The organism is Liberiplasma polymorphum (assembly GCF_043951795.1).
Classification (GTDB): Bacteria; Bacillota_I; Bacilli_A; order Izemoplasmatales; family Izemoplasmataceae; genus Liberiplasma; species Liberiplasma polymorphum.
Map to the genome: position 1 here is coordinate 1 of NZ_JBIOAG010000012.1, position 24,392 is coordinate 24,392.

Annotated in this window: 27 protein-coding genes, 1 pseudogene and 1 riboswitch; of the genes and pseudogenes, 1 reads left to right on the forward strand and 27 read right to left on the reverse strand. The window is 34.7% G+C overall.

The features are described 5' to 3' along the window. Window positions 1–260: 260 nt before the first annotated feature. From proS to ACHAJD_RS04015, 13 genes and pseudogenes are all read right to left on the reverse strand, one after another. Window positions 261–1,508, reverse strand: a complete 1,248-nt coding sequence (gene proS / locus ACHAJD_RS03955; protein WP_435584570.1) for a proline--tRNA ligase — start codon at window positions 1,506–1,508, stop codon at window positions 261–263. An 8-nt stretch (window positions 1,509–1,516) separates the two neighbouring features. Then, window positions 1,517–3,073, reverse strand: coding sequence for an RIP metalloprotease RseP (gene rseP, locus ACHAJD_RS03960; RefSeq protein WP_435584571.1), 1,557 nt, complete (start codon window positions 3,071–3,073; stop codon window positions 1,517–1,519). Window position 3,074: 1 nt separating this feature from the next. Continuing rightward, window positions 3,075–4,220, reverse strand: coding sequence for a 1-deoxy-D-xylulose-5-phosphate reductoisomerase (gene dxr, locus ACHAJD_RS03965; RefSeq protein WP_435584572.1), 1,146 nt, complete (start codon window positions 4,218–4,220; stop codon window positions 3,075–3,077). A 1-nt stretch (window position 4,221) separates the two neighbouring features. Continuing rightward, on the reverse strand, window positions 4,222–5,043 hold the full coding sequence (locus ACHAJD_RS03970; protein ID WP_435584573.1) for a phosphatidate cytidylyltransferase: 822 nt from the start codon (window positions 5,041–5,043) through the stop codon (window positions 4,222–4,224). 4 nt (window positions 5,044–5,047) lie between these two features. After that, a complete protein-coding gene (gene uppS / locus ACHAJD_RS03975) occupies window positions 5,048–5,779 on the reverse strand; it encodes an undecaprenyl pyrophosphate synthase (protein WP_435584574.1) in 732 nt (243 codons plus the stop codon). A 147-nt stretch (window positions 5,780–5,926) separates the two neighbouring features. Then, window positions 5,927–6,484 carry a ribosome recycling factor gene (gene frr, locus ACHAJD_RS03980; RefSeq protein WP_435584575.1) on the reverse strand — a complete coding sequence of 186 codons (558 nt, stop codon included), beginning with the start codon at window positions 6,482–6,484 and terminating at the stop codon, window positions 5,927–5,929. A gap of 14 nt (window positions 6,485–6,498) precedes the next feature. Then, a complete protein-coding gene (pyrH, locus tag ACHAJD_RS03985; protein WP_435584576.1) occupies window positions 6,499–7,212 on the reverse strand; it encodes a UMP kinase in 714 nt (237 codons plus the stop codon). A gap of 49 nt (window positions 7,213–7,261) precedes the next feature. Beyond that, window positions 7,262–8,140, reverse strand: a complete 879-nt coding sequence (gene tsf, locus ACHAJD_RS03990) for a translation elongation factor Ts (protein ID WP_435584577.1) — start codon at window positions 8,138–8,140, stop codon at window positions 7,262–7,264. Window positions 8,141–8,250: 110 nt separating this feature from the next. Then, complete coding sequence (locus ACHAJD_RS03995; RefSeq protein ID WP_435584633.1) at window positions 8,251–8,415, reverse strand: Rho termination factor N-terminal domain-containing protein; 165 nt, start codon at window positions 8,413–8,415, stop codon at window positions 8,251–8,253. 342 nt (window positions 8,416–8,757) lie between these two features. Then, a pseudogene (gene rpsB / locus ACHAJD_RS04000) lies at window positions 8,758–9,441 on the reverse strand (30S ribosomal protein S2); the annotation flags it as partial. Between the two features lie 171 nt (window positions 9,442–9,612). Further along, on the reverse strand, window positions 9,613–10,146 hold the full coding sequence (locus ACHAJD_RS04005) for a hypothetical protein (protein ID WP_435584578.1): 534 nt from the start codon (window positions 10,144–10,146) through the stop codon (window positions 9,613–9,615). Further along, window positions 10,146–10,604 (reverse strand): hypothetical protein, encoded by a 459-nt coding sequence (locus ACHAJD_RS04010; protein WP_435584579.1) that lies wholly within the window; start codon window positions 10,602–10,604, stop codon window positions 10,146–10,148. Before ACHAJD_RS04010 ends, ACHAJD_RS04005 begins: the two co-directional genes overlap by 1 nt. Window positions 10,605–10,619: 15 nt before the next feature. Next, window positions 10,620–11,906, reverse strand: a complete 1,287-nt coding sequence (locus tag ACHAJD_RS04015) for a DUF4430 domain-containing protein (protein ID WP_435584580.1) — start codon at window positions 11,904–11,906, stop codon at window positions 10,620–10,622. A 124-nt stretch (window positions 11,907–12,030) separates the two neighbouring features. Then, window positions 12,031–12,201, reverse strand: a riboswitch (cobalamin riboswitch). A 36-nt stretch (window positions 12,202–12,237) separates the two neighbouring features. On the opposite strand from ACHAJD_RS04015, the gene dut reads away from it, so the two are divergent. After that, window positions 12,238–12,741, forward strand: coding sequence for a dUTP diphosphatase (gene dut / locus ACHAJD_RS04020; RefSeq protein ID WP_435584581.1), 504 nt, complete (start codon window positions 12,238–12,240; stop codon window positions 12,739–12,741). 30 nt (window positions 12,742–12,771) lie between these two features. Here dut and fabZ read toward each other — a convergent pair whose 3' ends face one another. From fabZ to atpD, 14 genes are all read right to left on the reverse strand, one after another. Beyond that, window positions 12,772–13,197, reverse strand: a complete 426-nt coding sequence (gene fabZ, locus ACHAJD_RS04025; RefSeq protein ID WP_435584582.1) for a 3-hydroxyacyl-ACP dehydratase FabZ — start codon at window positions 13,195–13,197, stop codon at window positions 12,772–12,774. Between the two features lies 1 nt (window position 13,198). After that, window positions 13,199–14,437, reverse strand: coding sequence for a beta-ketoacyl-ACP synthase II (fabF, locus tag ACHAJD_RS04030; protein WP_435584583.1), 1,239 nt, complete (start codon window positions 14,435–14,437; stop codon window positions 13,199–13,201). Next, a complete protein-coding gene (gene fabG / locus ACHAJD_RS04035) occupies window positions 14,437–15,177 on the reverse strand; it encodes a 3-oxoacyl-[acyl-carrier-protein] reductase (RefSeq protein WP_435584584.1) in 741 nt (246 codons plus the stop codon). The genes fabF and fabG overlap by 1 nt, the downstream gene beginning before the upstream one ends. Before the next feature lies 1 nt (window position 15,178). Beyond that, window positions 15,179–16,096, reverse strand: a complete 918-nt coding sequence (locus ACHAJD_RS04040) for an ACP S-malonyltransferase (RefSeq protein ID WP_435584585.1) — start codon at window positions 16,094–16,096, stop codon at window positions 15,179–15,181. A gap of 30 nt (window positions 16,097–16,126) precedes the next feature. Next, window positions 16,127–17,095: a beta-ketoacyl-ACP synthase III gene (locus ACHAJD_RS04045; protein ID WP_435584586.1), complete on the reverse strand. Its 969-nt coding sequence runs from the start codon at window positions 17,093–17,095 to the stop codon at window positions 16,127–16,129. After that, window positions 17,092–18,048, reverse strand: coding sequence for an acetyl-CoA carboxylase carboxyltransferase subunit alpha (locus ACHAJD_RS04050; protein WP_435584587.1), 957 nt, complete (start codon window positions 18,046–18,048; stop codon window positions 17,092–17,094). Before ACHAJD_RS04050 ends, ACHAJD_RS04045 begins: the two co-directional genes overlap by 4 nt. Window position 18,049: 1 nt before the next feature. Beyond that, the gene (accD, locus tag ACHAJD_RS04055) at window positions 18,050–18,937 is read right to left on the reverse strand and encodes an acetyl-CoA carboxylase, carboxyltransferase subunit beta (RefSeq protein WP_435584588.1); all 888 of its coding nucleotides are present in this window, start codon (window positions 18,935–18,937) and stop codon (window positions 18,050–18,052) included. Then, window positions 18,927–20,279 (reverse strand): acetyl-CoA carboxylase biotin carboxylase subunit, encoded by a 1,353-nt coding sequence (gene accC, locus ACHAJD_RS04060; RefSeq protein WP_435584589.1) that lies wholly within the window; start codon window positions 20,277–20,279, stop codon window positions 18,927–18,929. The genes accD and accC overlap by 11 nt, the downstream gene beginning before the upstream one ends. Beyond that, window positions 20,279–20,713 (reverse strand): acetyl-CoA carboxylase biotin carboxyl carrier protein, encoded by a 435-nt coding sequence (gene accB, locus ACHAJD_RS04065; RefSeq protein ID WP_435584590.1) that lies wholly within the window; start codon window positions 20,711–20,713, stop codon window positions 20,279–20,281. The genes accC and accB overlap by 1 nt, the downstream gene beginning before the upstream one ends. Before the next feature lie 46 nt (window positions 20,714–20,759). Next, window positions 20,760–20,984, reverse strand: a complete 225-nt coding sequence (locus tag ACHAJD_RS04070; RefSeq protein ID WP_435584591.1) for an acyl carrier protein — start codon at window positions 20,982–20,984, stop codon at window positions 20,760–20,762. Between the two features lie 300 nt (window positions 20,985–21,284). Then, the gene (locus ACHAJD_RS04075; protein ID WP_435584592.1) at window positions 21,285–21,971 is read right to left on the reverse strand and encodes a biotin--[acetyl-CoA-carboxylase] ligase; all 687 of its coding nucleotides are present in this window, start codon (window positions 21,969–21,971) and stop codon (window positions 21,285–21,287) included. 81 nt (window positions 21,972–22,052) lie between these two features. Continuing rightward, the gene (locus ACHAJD_RS04080; RefSeq protein WP_435584593.1) at window positions 22,053–22,490 is read right to left on the reverse strand and encodes a Dps family protein; all 438 of its coding nucleotides are present in this window, start codon (window positions 22,488–22,490) and stop codon (window positions 22,053–22,055) included. An 81-nt stretch (window positions 22,491–22,571) separates the two neighbouring features. After that, window positions 22,572–22,964, reverse strand: coding sequence for an ATP synthase F1 subunit epsilon (gene atpC / locus ACHAJD_RS04085; protein WP_435584594.1), 393 nt, complete (start codon window positions 22,962–22,964; stop codon window positions 22,572–22,574). Window positions 22,965–22,975: 11 nt separating this feature from the next. Then, window positions 22,976–24,385, reverse strand: coding sequence for a F0F1 ATP synthase subunit beta (gene atpD / locus ACHAJD_RS04090; RefSeq protein WP_435584595.1), 1,410 nt, complete (start codon window positions 24,383–24,385; stop codon window positions 22,976–22,978). Between the last annotated feature and the right edge of the window lie 7 nt (window positions 24,386–24,392).

Below are 24,392 nucleotides of genomic sequence, written 5' to 3' on the forward strand. Positions count from 1 at the left end.
CTAGTCAATCATATTAACATTTTAATACGATTTATTCAGTTATTTTTTCTTTTATGCAGGGCTTAGTTTTGCTGTTTTGTTTCAGCCCGCAGTAAAGAGTATATAACTTATCACTTTTAAAGTCAACCCTTTTGATGAAGTTTTTTCTTTTTTATATAAGAAGATATTTATCCTCTATATATATAAATGGGTCGCTATTAAACATAGTATAAAAAAAGAGCGCTTTTGTCAAACAAAAACGCTCTATTAGTTAAAGTTTTTTAGTATATAGAATTGATCTTCAAAACAATATCGTCAACTGAAATTATTTCTTTAGAATTCTCATAACGATTGATGAACTCTACATGCCCTTCATCAAAGTCTTTTCCTACAATAATACGAATAGGAATACCGATTAAATCAGCATCTTTAAATTTAACCCCAGCACGTTCATCACGATCATCAAGTAAAACATTAAAAGATTTATTTAATGAAAGGTATAATGCATTAACTTTATCAACTAATGCTTCATCTTTATAATTAACAGGAATTAAATGAATATCAAATGGGGTAATTTCTTTTGGCCATAGTAATGCGTCATCTGTACTATGTTGTTCAACAGACGCCATTAAAGTACGACTAATACCAATACCATAACATCCCATAATCACAGGTTCTTTTTTACCTTCTCGGCTTGTAAAATAGGCATTCATACTAACAGAATACTTAGTGCCAAGTTTAAAGATATTACCGACTTCAATGCCTTTAGCCGTTTTAATAGTTCCTCCGCATTTTGGGCATACATCGTTATCGCTTAATCCACTAAATTCTTGATTAGCGGCATAATCACAACTCATGCAATAAGAAATCGTATCTTCGCCAACTTCACTCATAACCATAAATTCGTCGGCTTCATCACCACCGATTTGTCCTGTGTCAGAAGAAACTATTTTAGTTGCTAATCCACTACGTCTAAACACCTCTGTGTAAGCTTCTTTCATTAACTGATACCAATAATTTAAATCCTCAGCCGTTTCACTAAAGGTATATAAGTCCTTCATAATAAACTCGCGGCCTCTCATAAGACCGAATCTAGGACGCATTTCATCTCTAAACTTCGTTTGAATTTGGTAAAGTGCTAAAGGTAATTTTTTGTATGAATTAATATAATCACGAACACACTGTGTAATGACTTCTTCATGGGTCGGACCTAAACAAAAATCGCGATCTTTTCGGTCTTTTAAACGCATGAGCTCTGGTCCGTATTTGTCCCATCTTCCAGATTCTTCCCATAAATCTCTTGGTTGAAGTGCAGGCATTAAAAGCTCACTGCATCCTCTTGAATCTAATTCTTCACGGATGATGTTTTCAATTTTACGGATTACACGGTGTCCAAGTGGTAAGTACGTATAAATCCCTGCGGCTGTTTGCTTAATAAGCCCCGCACGTGCCATTAGTTTGTGGCTTTTTACTTCTGCATCTTTTGGTGCTTCTTTTAACGTTGGTACAAATAATAAACTCTGTTTCATAAGTACACCTACCTTAAATTAAATAAACGTAAAATATCATTAAACGATACAAATACAAAGAGTGTAAGTAACAACACATACATCAATAAATGTAACGCATTTTCAACACGTTTGTTCACTGGTCTTTTTGTAATACCTTCATAGCCTAAGAAAACTAATCTTCCACCATCAAGCGCCGGAATTGGTAATAAATTAATAATCCCTAAGTTTACACTTAAAATAGCCATCCATGATAAGAATGCTACAAATCCAGACTGTATAACTGCTGCAGTAATTGTAAATATCCCAATCGGTCCAGCTAAATCGCCAACACCGACTCTACTTTCAGAAAATAAAGCCCCAATTGTCGCAAATATCATGCCCATTGCCCCTACAGTCGCTCTTACACCATAAGTAAAACTTCCAAAGAACTCTCTTTCATAGGTTGGTGAGACACCTAGTGCTGCTTGAATAAAGTTAACACCTTGACCTTCTAAGAAACTTTCACTAAATGGTCCTATAATAATCGGATTTTCAAGTTGTACACCATCACGAATAACAATGATACTCATATCATCGCCCTCAGGATTGTTACGCATCGCTTGAATTACATCGTTCCAAATGACCATTTCGACTCCATCAATAGAAAAAATTTCGTCCCCGACTTTAAGACCTGCTTTATCTGCTGGTGACCTAGCACCAACACTTCCAATGATTAATTCTTGTGGCGCATTTATATCCGAGCTAAATCCCGCATTATAAAATGATAACACTGGTGAAATTTCAAAATTTAATAAAGTACCATCTCGGTCTATAACAAAAGAGATTGAGCGGTTACCTTCTTCTTCACGCATAATACGTGATAAATCTGACCAAGTTTCAACTGGTTTTCCTTCAATAGATATAATACGATCTCCAACTTCTAAAACTTCTCCCGCAGGTAGATTTGGATTAATTTCACCTAGTTCATTCGTATCTTGATTAGGTAACCCTACAATAAATGCGACAAACACAAATAATATAAATGCTAAGACAAAATTCATAAACGGGCCTGCAAAAATCGTCGCAAAACGCTGCGTAATGGTTTTAGATTCAAAACTACGATCATAAGGCGCAATTTGCAATTCTTTTTTTTGCATTACATAATAAGCATTAGGTAACACTTCATATTCATTAATACGTAATGCTTCACCATTTTTAGATTTTAAATCCACATGGTCTACTTCAATAAGCATGGCCTCTTGATAGCGCGCATCATCTTTATTTAAAATGATATGTGTAATATTCAGTTCACCATCTAACAATACCCGTATTTCCTGACCGACTTTAACGAGTTCATCGTTTAATTCTTCCCCTGCCATCATAACAAAGCCACCGATAGGAATTGCTCGGATACTATAAGTTGTTTCCCCTTTTTTCTTACTATATAAAATAGGGCCCATACCAATAGCGAATTCATGGCATAAAATCCCTGCACGTTTTGCCATTATGAAATGTCCTAATTCGTGAAGTAAAATCACGAGTCCTAACATAAAAACAAATGCTAATATATTGAGTAAAATTGTTAATAAATCTAGTAATAACATACTATTCACCATCCAAATATTTATCATGTACAAATTTACGAACCGCTTGGTCATGCGCTAATATTTTTTCTAATGTTAAATGATTAGACTGATCAAAATGGTTCAAACATTCTATAATAATCGTTTCTATTTCTAAAAACGGTATTTTTTTATTTAAAAATAATGCTACTGCCTCTTCGTTTGCTGCATTTAACGTCACAATATGTAACCCTTTCTTTTTAGCCACAGACATCCCTAAATCAAACAGTGGATATTTAAACGGGTCAATCGCTTCAAAATGTAAGGTGTGAAACTTTGTTAAATCAAACAGTGATGGATACTTTAAACGGGTCACGCCTTGTAAGGCGGTCAAAATAGGGATATGCATGTCTGAAGGACCAAGATGGGCCAAAACATTACCATCCTTATAATATACCATACCATGAATCACACTTTCTTTGTGTATGATTGCTTCTATTTGACTGTAATCTAAATCAAACAAATAATGCGCTTCAATAACTTCAAACACCTTATTCATCATTGTTGCAGAATCAATTGTTATTTTAGCACCCATAGACCAGTTGGGATGTTTTAATGCATCTTCTACAGTGACTTGTTTTAATGCTTCTTTTGATAAGTCTCTGAAACTCCCACCACTTGCAGTAATGATGATTTTTTCTACATCGTCAAGTTTATGACCTTGTAAACATTGTGCTAAAGCAGAATGTTCACTATCAATAGGGATTAACTTTGATTTGGATGATTTTAATAACGGTTTAATGATTTCTCCACCAACTACTAGTGTTTCTTTGTTAGCGAGTAAAATATCAAAATCTCTTTTAATTGCACTTATGGTTGGTGCTAAACCAACACTACCAACTAAGGCATTGATAATTACTGTTTCATTAGGCAATGCCTCAATGAAATCGGTTAGTGATTCAGTTGAAAAAAACGTCACTAAGGGTAATGCTTCTTTAATGACATCTTCATATTGTTTATTTAAGGCAAGATATTCAACTTCATGACCTTCACAAATAGAAATCAATTGCTCAACGCTATGATTGGCTGTAACCCCAATTAGCTTAAATGCATTTGGGTATTCATTTATAATATCGATTGCTTGACGACCGATACTACCGCTTGCACCTAAAATAACAACTTTCTTCATCTTAAAGCACTCCAATTATAATCATCACAATCATAAAGGCAATTGCCGCAAAACTACTAGAATCAAAACGATCTAATACGCCACCATGACCTGGGAACAACTGTGAAAAATCTTTTATATCATGTTCTCGTTTAAAACCAGATGCAACTAAATCACCAATTTGTGCAATGATACTTACAAACAACCCAGTGAATATTGCAACAAGGATTAAAATCCACGTGGTTTCAATTTGAAAGACACTAAAATTAAGAGCAAATATGGTTCCAAATAAAACCCCGAAGAAACTACCACCAATAGAGCCCTCTATTGATTTTTTCGGACTTATTTTCGGTGCTAAACGATGTCTCCCAAACTTTACACCCACAAAATATGCAAACATATCTGTGACCATAGCTAAAATAATTAAATATAGCAACGCATAAATGCCTAACTCTCTTACCATACTTAAAGCTGAAAATGATAAGCCTACATAAAGCATAGCTAAAAGGAATTTTCCTAATATTTCACCCGTAAATGCTTCAGAAAAGACTTTAAGCATTAAGCCAATTAAGACAATGAGTAATAACCAAATTAATAGACTTTCAACCATAAAAAAATTAAGATATGTACCAAGAATGACGCCATATAATGACAGTGTACCAAAACCGAGGTAAATCATAAAGGCATTTTTGATAACATGCTTATTTTGGTACATATGAAACATTTCATAACTTGCAATTAATGTAAATACACCTAATACACCAAAAAAGACAAATCGATGGACAAATAAAAGCGGGATAAGTAAGCATGCTAATACAAGTCCAGTTATAACGCGTGTTTTCATCTTATCACCCTTTTAATCCACCGAATTTACGGTTTCTATTTTGATAACTTCTAATGGCTTTGTAAAGTGCTTTTTCATTAAATGCTGGCCAATGAGTTTTTGTGAAATAAAACTCAGCATACGCTACTTGCCAAAGCAAGTAGTTACTCAGTCTGATTTCACCACTTGTTCTAATTAGTAAATCAACCTCAGGTAACCCTTTAGTATATAAGTGGTTTTGGAAAACTTCTTCGTTAATTGCTTCAACACTTAACTTATTTTCTTTAACTTTTTTAGCAATTGCTTTAGCAGCATTAACAAGTTCATCTTTACTTCCATAATCTAAGCAGACATTTAAAATAATGCCTTTACGTTTTGATGAGTCTTTTTCTACACGTTCTAGTAATGCTACATTTTCTTTACTTAATCGATCTCTTCTTCCACTAAAAACAACACGAACATCATAGTGTTCAAAAGAATCCTTGTATTCATTTTCAAAAACTTTAGGTAAATTCATTAAATAATCAATTTCATCTTTAGGTCTTTTCCAGTTTTCAGTACTAAAAGCATAGACACTTAATACCTTCACACCTAAAGATAAACACTCGAGGGTGATTTTTTCTAAGTTAACAGCACCTTGTTTATGACCAAAAGAACGATCAAGCCCTCTTTTTTTAGCCCAACGTCCGTTGCCATCTAATATGATTGCGATATGGTCTGGTACTTTATTAGATAATACTTTATTTTTTAGTCTCAATGATGTTCACCTCGTTTTCAATTGCACATAATATTATACAACAAAAGCCCTTTTAATGCCATGTAAAATCAGTGTTTTTACAGAATCTGTATTTTAAATAATAGCTTATATAATTATAAAAATAAAACCACCAGTTGGTGGTTTTAGCTAAATATGCATTAAATCGTTTTCTTTTTCTACTAACGCTTTATCAGCACTTTCGATATATTGATCAGTTAAGGTTTGAACATCTTCTTGATAGCCTTTTGAATCATCCTCAGAAACATCACCAGATTTCTCTAGTTTTTTAATATGATCATTAGCATCACGACGAATATTACGAATCGCTACTTTAGCGTCTTCAGTAAGTTTTTTAACTTCTTTAACAAGTTGTTTACGACGTTCTTCGTTTAATTGAGGTAACACAATTCTAATTTGATCACCTTCATTTTGAGGTGTAATCCCTAAGTTAGCTGCTAGAATTGCTTTTTCTACTTCTTTTACAACGCTTCTGTCATAAGGTTTAATCAGCAATTGAGTTGGTTCTGGTACTGAAATGCCACCTAATTGATTAATCGGGGTTTCAGTTCCATAATAATTTACACGAACTGTGTTTAGTAATTTAGGATTTGCGCGTCCTGTACGGACTTTTGAAAATTCTCTTTGTAATGCATTAATTGCGCCAATCATTCTTTCTTCGGCATCTAATAAAATTTCATCCAACATAATAATAAACCTCCTTATTTAATAACTGTTCCTATATTTTCACCAAGGGCCGCTCTTTTAATATTACCCTTAATGTTCATATCAAATACGACAATTTCAATATCATTATCCTTGCATAACGCTGCGGCTGTAGAGTCCATAACTTGTAAGCCATTTTCTAATACTTCGTGATGGGTTAACGTTGTATATTTAACAGCATCATTATGGAAACGAGGGTCTTTGTCATACACACCATCTGTTCCGTTTTTTGCCATTAAAATGGTTCTAGCACCGATTTCTGCAGCACGAAGTGCACTTGTAGTATCTGTACTAAAATACGGATTGCCTGTTCCCCCACCAAAGATTACAATCATCCCTTTTTCTAAGTTACTAATCGCTTTTCTTCTAATATAGGGTTCAGCCACTTGTGGAATATTTAAACTGGTCATTGTGCGTGTTTCAACACCGAGTGTTTCTAAAGCATTTTGTAAAGCAAGTGCATTCATTATCGTTGCGATCATCCCCATGTAATCTGCACTGCTTCGTTCCATACCCATTTCACTTGCAGTTTTACCACGCCAAATATTTCCGCCACCAATAATGACACCTATTTCAAATAATCCTAAATCATAGGCATCTTTAATTTCTAGTGCAATTTCTTTAACACGTAACGGGTCAATACCTTTGTCGCTTTTTCCACTTAACGCCTCACCACTTAACTTAATAATTAGTCGCTTTTTTTCACTCATATATTCTCCCCCTATAAAATTAGGACACAAAAAAGTGTCCTAAATTCAATTAAGCTTGTTTCATTTGTGCTTGAACTTCGCTTGCAAAATCATCTTGACGTTTTTCAATACCTTCGCCAACTTCTAAACGAATAAATGACACGATTGAAGCGTTCGCTTCTTTCGCGAATTGTTCAACTGTAATGTCTGGGTTCTTAACAAATGGTTGGTTTATTAAACAAATTTCTTTTAAGAACTTGTTTAAACGCCCAATTACCATTTTATCAACGATTGATTCAGGCTTACCTTCATTTAATGCTTCGTTTCTTAATACTTCACGTTCGTGAGCGATAACATCTTCGCTGATTTGGTCTTGGTTAATGTAACGTGGATTAATCGCTGCAACATGCATTGCAATATCTTTAGCGACTTCTTCAGTTCCATTTTCAATAATGCTGAGTGAAACAATTTTTCCACCCATATGTGAATAAGCACCAAAATTCATGTTGTCTGATTTTTCAACCACATACACACGTCTTAAAGATAACTTCTCACCGATTTTTGCTGTTGCATCTACGACGACGTCTTCAATACGTTTTCCATCAATGGTAACGTTTAAAGCCTCTTCTAAATTTTTAGCACCTGATGCTAAAATTGCTTTTCCGATATTATCTAGTAGTGTTAAAAACTCAGTGTTTTTAGCAACGAAGTCTGTTTCTGAGTTCAACTCAAATAAAACTGCTTTATTACCTTCTACTAAAATGTTGCATAATCCTTCAGCTGCAATGCGATCTGCTTTTTTAGCTGCTTTTGCAATACCTTTTTCTCTTAAGTAATCAATCGCTTTATCGATATCCTCGTTAGTTTCTTCTAAGGCTTTTTTACAATCTAACATACCAGCTCCGGTTTTGTCACGTAACTGTTTTACTAATGCTGCTGTTACTGCCATGATATACCTCCAATATGATTTTGTCTCACTAAATATTTTACCATATCTAGTGTTGTAATAAAATAGTCGTTAAAGTTTTCTTGAAAAAGAGAGCATTGAAGCTCTCTCATTTATTTTCTTAAAGCTTCAATAAGTTCAGCTTTTTTAAGTTTTGAATATCCTGTAAGACCAGATTCTTTAGCAATTTCTCTTAATTCTACAACTGTTTTGTCTTCGAATTTATCTGCAACTTTCGTTTCAACTTTAGGCTCTACCTTTTTAGGTGCTGATTTCACTTCTGGTTTTGCTTCTGGTTTAACAACTGGTTTTGCTTCTTGTTTAACAACTGGTTTTGCTTCTTGCTTAACAACTGGTTTTGCTTCTTGCTTAACAACTGGTTTTGCTTCTTGTTTTACTTCTGGTTTTACTTCTGCTTTTGGAGCAGTTTTAGGTGCTTCGTATTTTTTAGGTGCTTCGTATTTTTTAGGTGCTTCATATTTTTTAGGTGCTGGTTTTCTATTGTCAGGTCTGTCAGATCTATTGTCTCTTCTATCAGGTCTGTCAGTTCTGCCATCTCTTCTTTCAGGTCTTCTAGCAGGGCGTTCTTGGCGTTCTTCTTTAGGAGGTAATTCTACAATTTCTCCACCAGCGCCTTCAACTAAAGCATTAACCATTGTACTAACAATAACTTTAATAGAACGAATTGCATCGTCATTTGCTGGAATAATGTAATCTAATTCATCTGGATTACAGTTGGTATCTACCATACCGAATACAGGGATACCTAATTTTTTTGCTTCTAAAATTGCATTTCTTTCTTTACGTGGGTCTACAATAAATACTGCATCCGGTAAAGTTCTCATATCTTGGATTCCACCTAAGAATGCTTCTAAACGTGCTAACTCTTTACGTAATCCAATAACTTCTTTTTTAGGTAAACGATCGAATGTTCCGTCTGATTCCATTTGTTTGATTTCATGTAAACGACGAATACTTTTACGAATCGTTTTAAAGTTAGTTAAAGTTCCCCCTAACCAACGTTTTGATACATAGTAAGCTCCAGCACGAACTGCTTCTTCTTCAATAACTTCTGCAGCTTGTTTTTTGGTTCCTACAAATAATACTTTCCCACCGTCTTTTGATATTTCTAAAAGTTTTGCATAACTCTCTTCGATAAAAACTACGGTTTTTTGTAAATCAATGATGTGGATACCGTTACGAGAAGTATAAATATACTTATCCATTTTCGGATCCCAACGACGTGTTTGATGTCCAAAATGAACACCAGATTCTAACAATTGTTTCATTGTAATAACTGCCATAATCTCATTCCTCCTATATTTTTTGATTTTACCCTCCACAAACGTCAACACTTATTTCCCACTGTTTTCTTAAACAGCTCATGGGAAAAAGCTCCTCTTGTGTGTGTATTTTACGGCATTTAGTAGTATAACAAAAAAACACTCGCAAAGCAAGTGTTTTTGTTTTGAAAATTAAGAATTTTTGCTCGAATACCCATTTTCAGATTCGAGTTGTATCATTTCTGTACTTAATGTTTTATATAAGGGTTTGAATAACCACATGATGGTGACAAAGTTACTAATTGCCATGATAATTTCAAATGGAATATCTAAAATTAAGTACGCCCAGAAATCAAATATCTCTTGTTCAATCATGCGAAACGGAATATAAATCCATCCGTAAACAAATCCGAAGATCAATCCAAAAAGTGCGAGTTTAATTTCATTTTTAGTTCGTCTTAAAATCGTATGATAACTGATTGGAATTAACAACCACGCTATAAGCATTGGTGCAAGCATCAATGGATAAAGCGTACCCATATAAATATTATCCAAAAGTACGTAAACAATGATAATGACAATTGTTTCTTTAAGCTTGAAAATAGAACTAAATAAAACAATCAGTAATGTCGTAAATTGTACATTAGGAATAAACACCAACATCTGTTCTTGAACAAATAATATGGTGACACACATAGACATGAATATGACGCGTTTTAACTCCACTATGAGTTTCCGCCTTTCCCATTAACTTGGGCATATTCGAAAATATAAGTGTTTCCATCAATTAGCGGTATTAAATCTATGCCTAAACTAGACATTTTTCGATTCATTTCGACTAAATCACCGTTACGGTCATAAAGATAGCCATCAATAAGAATACGGATAAAATCCGATTCAAAATCTGTGACGACTGTATCAATCCCTAAAATAACAGTCCCTGTTAAAGATGAACTAACTGAAGGTTGTGTGGTTACATGATAATTTGCTAATAATAAACTTAACAAAGTATCTTCATCATTAAACGAGATTGTATCTTGAACAACTATTTCACCAAACTCATCAATAACAATAATTTGTATAGCCCCTTCAGCGTCACTTTGTTCATAAGGGTTATATCCAGCCGATGCATACCAAAACCCACTCATAAGGATTAGTACAATCGAACTAATTAATAATTTCATCTAATCACCGCTTTTTTATTCGAATATAAATGGATGGACCTCATCAAAAGTATTTAAATATTGTTCATAAACAACAAGTGCTAAAAATGCTTGAGGTGTTGAGAAGTATAAATCTGCTTCTAAATCATCCATTTTATAATAAAAACTACCTGTACCTGAATGGAACTTTAAGAAGTTTTCAATTAAAGATACGCCTTCTGAATCGTTGAAAGCTGAATCTTTAGGATCGATGTCATGACTAACTAGCGCCATGATCACATGTGCGAACGATGCTGCATTATCGCCATAAGCACTCATATATAACAATTGTTCAATAATGGATATAATGTCATTTTCTAATGTTTCTGTATCTTCAATCAATGAAAGTGCAAGTAAAACTAAACTTAATGTGTCTAAATCAAGTTCTGCTAACTCACGTCCATTTAAATCAGTTATGAAATTTGCTTTAAATGCGTCTAAATCAAGTGAATCGTTTGCTGATAGAGCAATAATTTGTAAAGCAGTCGGATAAGGATGTGATACCGATTTTAAATCGAATAACTCTTCTGTTAAATCTGTAACATCTAGTCCTAAAGACTGATAAATTAAAATGCTTTTAACGTAATCATTAGCCGTTTCTTCAACCAGCGTTTCCGGAATCGTTTGATCATATATATCAATAATACCTAAATGATATAATCCTGGTAACACATAGTAATGTAGTGAATCATATAAATATGAGTCAATATAATTATCTAAGAATCCTTCAATGGCTTCATGGATACTTAATGCCGTTGTATCCCACCAGATTAATTCAAAGTGGATAACATCTTGGTCCTCGTAAGTTAAGTCTTCAATCCCAACCATTGAGGCTTCGCCATTTTTAGAGATTGAGATAAAGTTCCCGTATTTAGTTGTTAATCCTTCAATACGTGTAACAAATTTTCCCCAACCAAAGTCATCAAACTCAACATCAAATCCTTGCATTAATAAATCAAGCAATGTGTACGCATCTTCTTCATTATAATGAACCACTTGTGTTAATTGCTCGCCATTAATTGCGACTGTGAAAATGATGGTGCCATCATAAAGTTCTGCACGCAACGCATCAATTTCTGCTTGAAGGGCTGTGATGGTGTCTTGAAGGTCGCTAAGCGCTACTTCTTTGTCTTCTAGTAACAATAATAAATTGTCAATAAGTGCTTCTTTTTCGCTGATTGTTGCTTCTAGTTCTTCAATACGTGTTGTGTCACTTGGTTGTGTACAAGCGACTAAAGATATAGTCATTAAGATAACTATAGCTAGTGAGAATAGTTTTTTCATTATTTTCCTCCTCTAATCTATTTTGAAAATAAAAAAACCATCCTCCCAGATGGCGTACGGCTATCTATAAAATACGAAAAAATCGTTTATAGATAAACGTTACTACTCATACCCAGGAGTGTAATGTGATTAAAAATACTAGGTAGGTCTACCGGCTCGGCTTCATCCTACTATGCACCTTCCCGCTAAAGCAGTGGTTGTTTGCATTTCGTCCGCGTTACGGTTGCTGGGACAGCTTGGGATTTACACCCAATTCCCTGTTATGTCGTAAGACACCTAATGTTTCTATTATTAGTTTAGTCTTTATGGGTTGATAATGTCAAGGAGAGATTTGTTAAATTTGTGGCGATTTCATGATATAATTATTAAAAATGGTAAAGGAATTGATAGGATGAGAGGTTTTGAAGTTGCTAAAGGTTATGAAAAATTAACCATAAATTTACCCAAACGATCAACCCATGCTAGTGCTGGTTATGATTTTGAAACTTGTGAAGATTTAGTAATTAATCCAAACGAAATTAAACTCGCTAAAACCGGTGTGAAAGCTTTTATGCAAGAGGATGAGGTTTTAAAATTATATCCAAGAAGTTCCTTACCAAGAACTTTCGGAGTTACCATACCAAACAATGTGGGGATTATCGATGCTGATTATTACGGAAACCCTGATAATGATGGTGCGATTTTTGTCTCACTGATTAATTTTACCAATGAGATACAAACCATTCCTAAAGGTACACGGATTGCACAAGGAATATTTATGAAGTATTTGACCATTACCAATGAACCACCAATCAATGAAAAACGTAATGGTGGCTTCGGTTCTACAGGAAAATAAAAATGCTACCGAGGTAGCATTTTTTTAATGTTATTTTCCAATTGCGAATGTTAACTCTGCGCTTGCAGCTAGTTCATCACCTACATAAGCTTTTGCAGTGCCTTTACCTACTGGTCCACGCATTTTAGTAATTTCTAGTTCTAGTATTAAAGTATCCCCAGGAACAACTTTACGTTTAAAACGACAATTATCAATACCAGCAAAATAGGCAGTTTTCCCTTTAAATGATTCATCACTTAAAATCGCTACCGCACCCGCTTGTGCTAAGGCTTCAATAATTAAAACGCCCGGCATTACATGCTCTTCTGGAAAATGTCCTTGAAAGTGCGCTTCTGAGGCCGTAACATTTTTAATGGCTTTTACACGTTTTCCTACTTCTAATTCAAGTACACGATCAACAAGTAAAAATGGATAACGATGCGGAATGATTTTTTGAATTTCATTACTGTTTAACATCTTATTCCTCCCACTTTTTAAATACAACTGTTGCGTTATGCCCACCAAATCCTAACGAGTTTGATAAAGCATACTGTATATTTTTTTCTTTCCCTTTATTAATAGTATAATCTAAATCACAATTTGGGTCAGGTGTTTTATAACCAATAGTTGGTGGAATAAATCCATCGCGTAAAGCTAGAATAGAGAATATTGCTTCAATTGCACCACTAGCCCCTAGTAAATGCCCTGTCATCGATTTTGTAGAACTTACTGATAACTTATAAGCATGTTCATTAAATAAACGTTTAATCGCTAAAGACTCGATTCGATCATTTAAAGGAGTTGATGTCCCGTGTGCATTAATGTATCCAACGTCTTCAAGCGGTACATTTCCATCTGCTAAGGCAATACGCATACAGTTCATTGCTCCAGTACCTTCAGGATCTGGACTTGTAATATGAGTGGCATCACAAGTTGCGCCGTAACCAACAATTTCACCATAGATCTTAGCACCACGTGCTTTAGCATGCTCATATGATTCAAGTATAAGCGTTGCCGCTCCTTCACCCATAACAAATCCACTTCTGTTTAAATCAAACGGAGTTGATGAATAAGCAGGATCGTCTGAATCACTTAATGCTTGCATTACATAAAAACCTGCAAGTCCTAAATCAGTAATACTCGCCTCAGAGCCTCCACTTATCGCTACTTCTAAATACCCATCACGAATAGCTCTAAACGCTTCACCAATTGTATTGGTTGCACTAGCACAAGCAGTAACACTTGCGGTTGCAGGACCATGAAAACCGTATTTGATAGCTATATTACCAGCAGCAATATTAATAATAGAATTAGGAATGAAAAATGGAGAGATTCTGTGGAATCCTTTTTCTAAGCCTTTGCTATGTTCTTGGGCAATCGTTTCTAATCCGCCAATCCCGCTACTATAGTAAACGCCAACTCTATCTTTATCGAGTGTTTCCATATCAAAAGCAGCATCTTTAATTGCTTCATCACTTGCTATAATAGAAAATTGTGTAAAACGGTCTAATCGTCTTGCTTCTTTTCTACCAAGGTATTCGTTTACATCGAAATCTTTAACTTCTGCAGCAATTTTAGTTTCTAGATTTGTTGTATCAATTCTTTTAATAAAATCAATTCCATTGGTACCACTTTTAGCAGCTTCCCAAGTTGTAATTGCATCATGACCTAATGGGTTTATGGTCCCAATCCCTGTAACAACAACACGTCGTTTCATTAAATCATCCCTCCATTGACACTAATAGTTTGTCCTGTAATGTAGCCTGCTTCATCGCTTGCTAAAAAAGCAACAGCATTGGCAATATCTTCAACTTGGCCTAATCTTCCAAGTGGAATTTGGTCTAAATAATAAATTTTTACAGCTTCTGGTAAATTATCTGTCATTTTAGTTTCAATAAATCCTGGTGCAACGGCATTTACAGTTACTTGTTTTTTTCCAAATTCTTTTGCTAATGCTTTAGTCATTCCAATAACACCGGCTTTTGAAGCAACATAATTAGCTTGTCCTGGATTTCCGATTAAGCCAACCACACTTGAAATATTAATGATTCGTCCGTATTTTTGTTTTAACATAGGGCGGGTTGCGTGTTTAATCATGTTCCATGTCCCTTTTAAGTTGACATTAATAACCTGATCAAAATCATCTTCACTCATTCTAAGCATTAACTGATCTTTGGTTATCCCTGAATTATTAATTAAAATATCGACTTTACCATAGGTTTCAATGGCTTTATTCACAAGGGCTTCTGATTCTTCGTAACTTGCAACATTTGCCTTATAAGCAATGGCTTTTCCGCCACTTTCTTCAATCATTTTAACCACTTCTAGTGCCGAAGTTTCTGAGGAAGCGTAATTTACTGTAACAAACGCACCTTCTTTACCAAAATGCAGTGCAATGGCTTTTCCTATTCCGTTAGACCCACCTGTAACTATAACTGATTTTCCTTTAAATTTCATCTTAATCCATCTCCTTTAAAGACGCTAAAGTACTTTGAAGAGAGTCGTGATCTTCAATGTTAAATACACTGACATTGCGGTTGATTTTTTTAACCATCGCTTTTAATGTCGCTTTAGGGCCTAATTCAATAAATGTATCAAATCCATCTTTTATCATCATTTCAATCATTGGATAAAATAAGACGGGTTGTGTGATTTGATCAACCATTTGTTTTGCTAAATTTTGTTCGTATTTTTTTCCGGTTGTATTAATGTAGAAAGCTTTGTTAGGCTCATTTAATTTTACATATTTTATATAATCGTTAAATCCATTTGCTGCTTCTTCCATATAAGGGGTGTGAAATGCACCGCTAGTTTCTAACATGATAGCACGCTTAATCCCAAAATCACTTGCTTGTTCAACTAACACTTCAAGTGATGCTTTAGGACCACCCACGACATACTGTGAAGGTAAATTATAGTTTGCAATATAAATATCATCAAACTTTTCTACTAGGGCTTTGACTTGATCTAAATCTCCAAGTAAAGCGACCATTTTTGACTTGATTTTCTTTGTTGCTTCATTCATAAAGTAAGCACGATGGATAATCGTTCTTAATCCATCCTCAAAACTAAAAACGCCTTGGTCAAACATCGCTCCATATTCACCAAGGGATAATCCACAAGACCCTTCACTTAAGATGCCTTGTTCATTAAGTAGTTTAGTTATACCTACGCTTAAGGTGAATATTGCTGGTTGTGCATAAATTGTTTGATTAAGCTTTTCTTCTTGATTAAACATGATGTCTTTTAAGTCTTCACCTAAAATATTACTCGCCTCATCAAGGTGATTTTTAAACACTTCATAATTTTTATACAAAGACTCACCCATACCTAAATATTGTGCGCCTTGTCCTGAATAAATAAATGCTAATTTCATATTAAAGTCTCCTTAAATTAAGATAACTTTTTACAGCTCAATCATAGCGCCGCCCCAGGTTAATCCTGCGCCAAACGCTACAGTGACAAATAAGTCACCTTTTTTAAGTTTTCCTTCTTTGATAGCCTCATCAATCGCAAGAGGAACGCTTGCTGCTGAGGTATTGCCATATTTATCGATATTCATAAACATTTGTTCAATAGGATAATCTAATACTCTTGCTGCTTTATCAATAATGCGTTGGTTTGCTTGATGCGCAACAATCATGGTTAAATCTTCTAATTTATGATTCGTACGTTCAAGTAATTCTAATACGGTATCAGGTAAAACTTTCGTAGCGAACTTAAAGACTTCAGTGCCTTGCATTTTAATGAATGGTAAAGAATTTTGATTGGTTTTAAAGTCTTTTTTAAGCGGGTACCCTTCCATACGTAATAACCCTTCTAAATCACCTTTAGAATAGGTAACAATATCTTTGATTTTTGGGGTATCACATTTATCTATAATCATAGCCCCAGCTGCATCAGCAAATAATACACACGTATTTCTATCTTCAAAGTCTGTATATTTTGTTAAAATTTCAGCACCAACAATTAAAGCGCGTTTGTAAGCACCGCTTTTAATCATTTTATCTGCAATATTTAATGCATAGATAAATCCAGTACAAGCCGCATTTATATCAAAGGCTGTAATTACATTGAGCCCAAGTTTTCTTTGTAAAATATTCGCAACGCCTGGAAACGGGAAGTCAGGGGTTACAGTCGCAACAATGACTAAGTCAATTGTAGATGGATCTATTTGAGCATCCTCAATTGCTTTTAAACTTGCTTTTAATGCTAAATCTGATGTGTTTTCATCAAATGACATATGACGTTCTTTAATTCCGGTACGTGATTGAATCCATTCATCAGAAGTCTCTACAAGTTTTTCTAAATCTTTATTTGTAACGACAAACGGTGGGACATATGAACCAGTCCCCAAGATTTTAGTATAAATCATTTTACCACTCCTTTTAAGTGTTCATAATTGAATCGTTGGAAGAAACCAATGTTACGATATTTAGCGTAACGCGCGGTCTTAATTTCAAAATGACTCATGTTTTGATAACGTGCTAAAGATTCAATAATGGTATCTTTTACTTCTTCAAAGGTTTCAATAGGATCGTGATGTGCACCACCAAGTGGTTCTGTTATAATGCCATCAATAATACCTAACTCTTCTAAATCAAAACTTGTTAGCTTCATCACTTCAGCCGCTTCTTTTGCTTTAGTTGAATCCTTCCATAAGATACTTGCGTAACCTTCAGGTGAAAGAATTGAATATATACTATTTTCAAGCATAAATACTTCATTACCCATCCCGATAGCAAGTGCGCCACCTGAACCACCCTCACCAATAACAATGGCAATAATTGGGACACCTAAATCGCTCATTTCGTAAAGGTTTCTAGCAATTGCTTCTCCTTGACCTCGCGCTTCAGCACCAATCCCTGGATAAGCACCTGGTGTATCAATAAAGGTTATAATTGGACGGTTAAATTTTTCAGCTTGTTTCATAAGACGCAATGCTTTTCTATACCCTTCCGGGTGTGCCATCGCAAAGTTGCAAGCAATGTTTTCTTCTGTGGTGGTTCCTTTTTGTTGTGCGATTATGGTTACGGGGATATTGTTAATCATGCCAATACCACCTATAATGGCTCTATCATCGGCAAAAGAACGATCACCATGAAGTTCTATAAAGTCATCAAACACATTATCAATAAACGCTTTCGCATTTGGACGTTGCTGATGTCTAGCAAGTAAGACACGATCCCATGAGGTAAGTGATGACATGGCTTTTATTTTATAATCGTTTATCGTTTCTTTAATTTCATCAATAGCCGCTTGATCATCTAAACGGTAAAGTTCTTCTTCTAGTTTTTTAAGTTTCTTTTCTTTTTGTAAGATATCCATTTTATACACCTCGCTTATGCATGACAAGTAAACGATGTAATGTATCTCTCATCTCATGTCGATGAACTACTGTATCAACCATACCTTTTTCAAGTAAAAATTCTGCAGTTTGGAATCCTTCTGGCAATTGTTGTTTAATGGTTTGTTCAATAACACGTGGTCCTGCAAATCCAATTAATGCTTGGGGTTCTGCAATAATAACATCACCTAACGAAGCAAAAGAGGCTGTTACACCACCTGTGGTTGGATCGGTTAAGACACTAATATATAGTAAGCCTTGTCTATGTAATTTTCTAATGGCACCACTGGTTTTGGCCATCTGCATTAAGCTATAAATACCTTCTTGCATTCTAGCCCCACCAGAGGCAACAAAAATAACTAAAGGTAATTTCTTATATAATGCATATTCAATGCTTTTAGTCACTTTTTCACCAACAACACTACCCATACTACCCATCATGAAGTGACTGTCCATTACACCAATAATACATGGTTCTTCACGGATTTCTGCATAGCCATAAATATAGGCTTCATCCATATTAGTACGTTTTTTATAATCATGAATTTTTTGTTCATAACCTTCTTGGAATAATGGATTTAAAGTAATATATCCAAACCCTTTTTCCACGAATGTATGTGGATCACACGTCATAGAAATACGATCAATTGCACGTATTCTAAAATGATTTTGACAGTTTGGACATACAAGTTGATTTTTTAGTACTTCTTGTTGAGGAAAAGTTGATTTACATTTCGAACACTTTTCATATAACCCTTGTGGTACATCTGGTGCTTTATGGTGTGATAATGGTTTTTTTCTATATAAGTTCATGCGGTCTCGCATGCGTCGTTTCTTATCAAATGATTCTTTTAATAGATCACGTTTCATAATCTAACAACCCCTCAAGATTTTTCTCAATGAATCCAGTGTCAAAGTCACCTTTAACAAAATCAGGATGCATTAAAATCATCGTTAAGAATGTTTGATTATTAGGGACACCTTCGATTATAAGTTCTTCTAATGTTGCACGCATTTTACGAATAGCATCTAATCGGCTATACCCATGAACAATGACTTTACCAATCATTGAATCATAAAATGGTGGAATAACATAATCTGTATAAATCATTGAATCAAATCTAATCCCTAAACCTTGTGGTACATGAAGCATTTCAATTAACCCTGGACTTGGTCTAAACTGATGTTTTGGGTCTTCTGCATTAATACGTACTTCAATCGCATGACCTGTAAACTTAACATCTTCTTGTTTATATTTTAAATGTCTTCCTGCAGCAATACGCAGTTGTTCTTTAACGATATCAATGCCTGTGATCATTTCAGTTACAGGATGTTCTACTTGAATACGTGTATTCATCTCGATAAAATAAAAACCATCTTTATCTACGATGAATTCAATCGTTCCAGCATTTTCATATTTAACAAACTCGGCTGCTTTAATAGCCGCTTCATACATAGCTTCTTTCATCTCAGTTGGAATGCTACTAGGTGCTTCTTCAACGACTTTTTGGTTTCTTCTTTGAACACTACAATCACGTTCACCTAAATGAATGATTGCACCGTATTTATCTGCTAAAATTTGAACTTCAATGTGTTTTGGGTTTTCAACAAGTTTTTCAATATAAACCCCATCATGTTTAAAAGCCGCTGCAGCTTCTTGTTTCGCTGCGCGGTAGGCTTTTTCATATTCACTTTTATTTCGAACAATACGCATTCCACGACCGCCGCCACCGGCACTGGCTTTAATTAAAATTGGAACCCCAATTTCTTCAAGGATTTTTTTACCTTCTTCAAGTGTAACTTCACCCTCGCTACCAGGCACACATGGTACACCCGCCTCGCGCATTAATTTTTTTGCCATTGCTTTATCTCCCATTTTAGAGATAACGTTACTTTTTGGACCAACAAAAATAATGCCACAAGATTCACACAATTCAGCAAATTGAGCATTTTCACTCAAAAAGCCAAAACCAGGATGAATTGCTTCAGCTCCTGTGTTAATCGCAGCACTAATAATATTTTCCATATTTAAATACGATGCACTTGCTGCGTTGTCTCCAATACAAACTGCTTCATCAGCAATATGGACATGTAAACTATCTTTATCAGCTTTACTATAAACTGCAACTGTTTCGATTCCCATTTGTTTACAGGCTCTAATAATGCGAACCGCAATTTCTCCACGATTCGCAATAAGGACTTTATGTAGCATTATTCAATCTCCATAATGATTTGATCATACATGACCATATCACCGTTTTTCACATTGATTGACATGATTTTACCATCTCTTGGTGCGGTGATTTCATTCATTACTTTCATTGCTTCAATAATGAATAAAGTATCCCCTTTTTTAATATTTTGTCCTATTCGTACAAATGAGGGTTGATCAGGTGCAGGTGCTTCGTAATATGTCCCTACAAGCGGTGCTTTAAGTGGTTCATACGTTGGTTTGGCAGGGGTTACAGGTGTATTAGCTTCATTAGCTACAACTTGTTGTGCAGGAACTTCAGCACGAACAACTTCTTTTACCTGTACACTCTGTTTCTCTAATTCTATAGTAACATCACCTTTATCGAGTTTAATACGAGATAACGATGATGATTCAAATATTTTTATTAATTCTTTAAGTTCTTTGTTATTCATAGTGTATGCCTCCATTAAGGAGAAAAGTAAAGATTTCTACAAACCTCTACTTTAATCCCTCAATATATTTCAAAATATCTTGAACTGTTCTCATATTTTGAGCTTGATCGTCTTCAACTTTAATGTCAAATTCATCCTCTAAAGCCATTATTAATTCAACGACATCAAGGGAATCTGCTCCTAAGTCATCAATAATGCTCGCTTCTAAAGTAACTTCATCTGCTTCTACGCCTAATTCAGCGACTATAACTTCACGTATTTTTTCAAACATTGTACATACCTCCTTTCATGCAATTATATCTATGAATTTTAGTCATGTCAACTTATTTTGATATTCAAAATATTCGATATTCCACATATTTTTCTCCACTCATATGAATACCCTTTTATATGTTTGTACACGCATGTATGATACCGTTTTTATAATGTATATCAAAAAAGACTTTATCGCCTCTATTAAGGCGTAAAGTCTTATTATTATTTTATGTTAATTAGAAATCATATCTTTATGTTCGTACACGAACATTATTTTTAAATATCATTATTGTTTATTTATAATTTTTATAAACAATCAGTTTCGGTCAAAATTTAGGTTCGAACAGTGAATATTTTTACTAGTTCCTTGTCCGCTAATTGTACAGGTAAAATCTTTACTAAAATCTATTAGTTCGTATGCCAAACCATTATATTTGATATTTGTTTTTGATTCTAAGACGTAATTTCTAAACGTGTCAAAGCAATCGGTTTGAACTAATCGATTAAAATGATCGATAAAAGCAGTTAAAATGTGTTCAATTTTGTAGTTTTTCTTAGTCAATGTCTTAAGTGAAGTTGCTAAAAAATCTTTGCTTGATAAGTCTTCATTAACATTTAACCCAACACCTACAATCTTATAGGCTTGATCTTTGAGTAATATGTTTTCAATTAATATACCTGCAATCTTAAATTTACCGACATATACGTCATTTGGTAGTTTAATTGAGGCATATATATTTAAATCATCAAGTATCTTTTTTAAGGTAAGTGCAGTGCTCATAAGCAATTGTGTCGATGAGATGGTATTATCCTTTATCAAGAAACTAAACAGTAAGTTTTCATGTCCTTTACTTTCCCAGACTCGTTCTCTTTGTCCTCGTCCAGCTGTTTGAATGTTGGCACGAATTAAAAAACCATGCTCTAATGTTGCAAAGTTTTTCTTAATATAGGTATTTGTTGAATCAATTTGTTCAACGGTTTTAACTAATTCTTTTTTAATCATTGTAACCACCTGCAGTAATGATACATAAGGAATGGAAATATGTCAAACAAAAAGGCGCATAAGCGCCTTATTTGGACTAAATTATTTTAGCATTTGAGCAATGAACCAAAGTTCTTTGTCATAACCTGCTACGTGATCTTCCATCATAGCTACAGTGATGTAGTCATTAACTTCATCAGCAGCTGTTCTGATTGAATCAGCTAATTCTTTTAATGCTACAACTTCATCTTTAACAATTTTCATTGTTTCGCCGATTTTATAATCGCGAACTTCTAATTCTTTAACGTTTGTTACTTCTAAATATGATTTTTGTGAAGCTAGTGGAAATTCCCCTAACATTTTAATGCGTTCTGCAACTTCATCATACTTTTCGAATAAATCGTCATATAGTTCTTCTAAATGTACGTGGATAGGTACGAATCTTTCTCCAGTAACATTCCAATGTAAGTTATGGAACTTCGTATTTAGCACTGCTAAATCTGCAACGTATTGATTCATTAATTTAATTTGATTTGACATAAAATAATTACCTCCTTAGTTTTCATTACTATTATAACATAGATAAGGTTTTATTCAAGGTATTCGCCTATTAATAGTTGCTTATCTCCTTGAAGCTTTTGCGTTTTTTACAGCCTTTTTAAGTTCTTGTTCAGCCATTAAGAAATCCATTGTTCTCTTACGATTTTCTTCTAAACGCTCTTTTCTAACTGAGTTTAAATGTTCCATCGCTGAATCTTTATTTAACCCAACATGTGCTTCTTGTGCGATGACGTTAATGTAGTTATCTTGCTGTTCTAAGACGCCGTTAATGATAACTGTAAAAACATTTTTTTGATCTTTTACAAGTTTTAAGTACCCTACATCAATAGTCGAAATAACTGGGGCGTGATTTTCTAGTATAGCAAAATCACCATTGTTTTTAGAACTAACAACAATGTAATCGACATCTTCATTGTATAAAACACCATTTGGGGTTATTACCGTGAGTTTCATATAATCACCTTCTATTTTAAGGTTTCTGCTTTTTTAAGTACGTCATCGATGCTTCCTACTAAACGGAATGCGTCCTCAGGAATATCATCATATTTTCCTTCTAAAATGCCTTTAAATCCACGGATGGTTTCTGAGACTGGAACGTATGAACCTTTTTGTCCTGTAAATTGTTCTGCTACGTGGAAATTTTGTGATAAGAATAATCTTACACGTCTTGCACGGTGTACAAGTTGTTTATCTTCTTCTGATAACTCATCCATCCCTAAGATGGCGATAATATCAAGAAGTTCATTATAACGTTGAATGGTTCTTTGCACTTCACGTGCAATCGAATAATGTTCATTTCCTACAACTTCTGGTTCTAATGCACGTGAGGTTGAAGCGAGTGGATCTACCGCAGGGTAAATACCTTCCTCACTAATCTTACGGCTTAAGTTTGTGGTTGCATCTAAATGGGTGAATGTCGTAGCTGGTGCCGGGTCAGTATAGTCATCTGCCGGTACATATACAGCTTGGATAGATGTAATTGAACCTTCTTTTGTCGATGTGATTCGTTCTTGTAATTTACCCATTTCTGTTGCTAATGTTGGCTGATATCCAACTGCACTTGGCATACGCCCAAGTAATGCAGATACCTCAGATCCTGCTTGAGTAAAACGGAAAATATTATCGATAAAGAATAAAACATCTTGTTTTTCTTCATCACGGAAATATTCTGCCATTGTCAAACCGGTTAATCCAACACGCATACGTGCACCTGGTGGTTCATTCATTTGCCCAAATACCATTGCAGTTTTACTAATAACACCAGAATCTGTCATTTCATGGTATAAATCGTTTCCTTCACGTGTTCGCTCACCAACACCAGCAAATACTGAGATTCCGCCGTGTTCGAGAGCGATGTTGTGGATAAGTTCCTGAATAAGTACTGTTTTACCTACTCCGGCACCACCAAATAATCCGATTTTACCACCTTTAATATAAGGTGCTAATAAATCAACTACTTTAATACCAGTTTCTAAGATTTCTGTTTCGCTACTAATTTCATCTAGTTTTGGTGCTTCACGATGGATTGGCATACGTTTTGTGTTCCCATGTACTTTTTCTTTTCCATCAATTTCTTCACCAAGTACGTTAAATATTCTACCCAGTGTCGCCTCACCTACTGGTACACTGATTGCTTGGCCAGTATCAATAGCTTCCATGCCTCGGCGTACACCGTCGGTTGAGTCCATCGCAATTGTACGAACAATTCCATCCCCTAAATGAAGAGAAACTTCAAGGGTTAATGTGATGTCTACGACACGATTTTTTTCGTTTGTATTGTCAATTTGTAAGGCATGGTTAATCTCAGGTAATTTGTCTTCGAATTTTACGTCGACAACTGGACCCATAACCTGTATGACTTTACCTTTATTCATAGTGTAT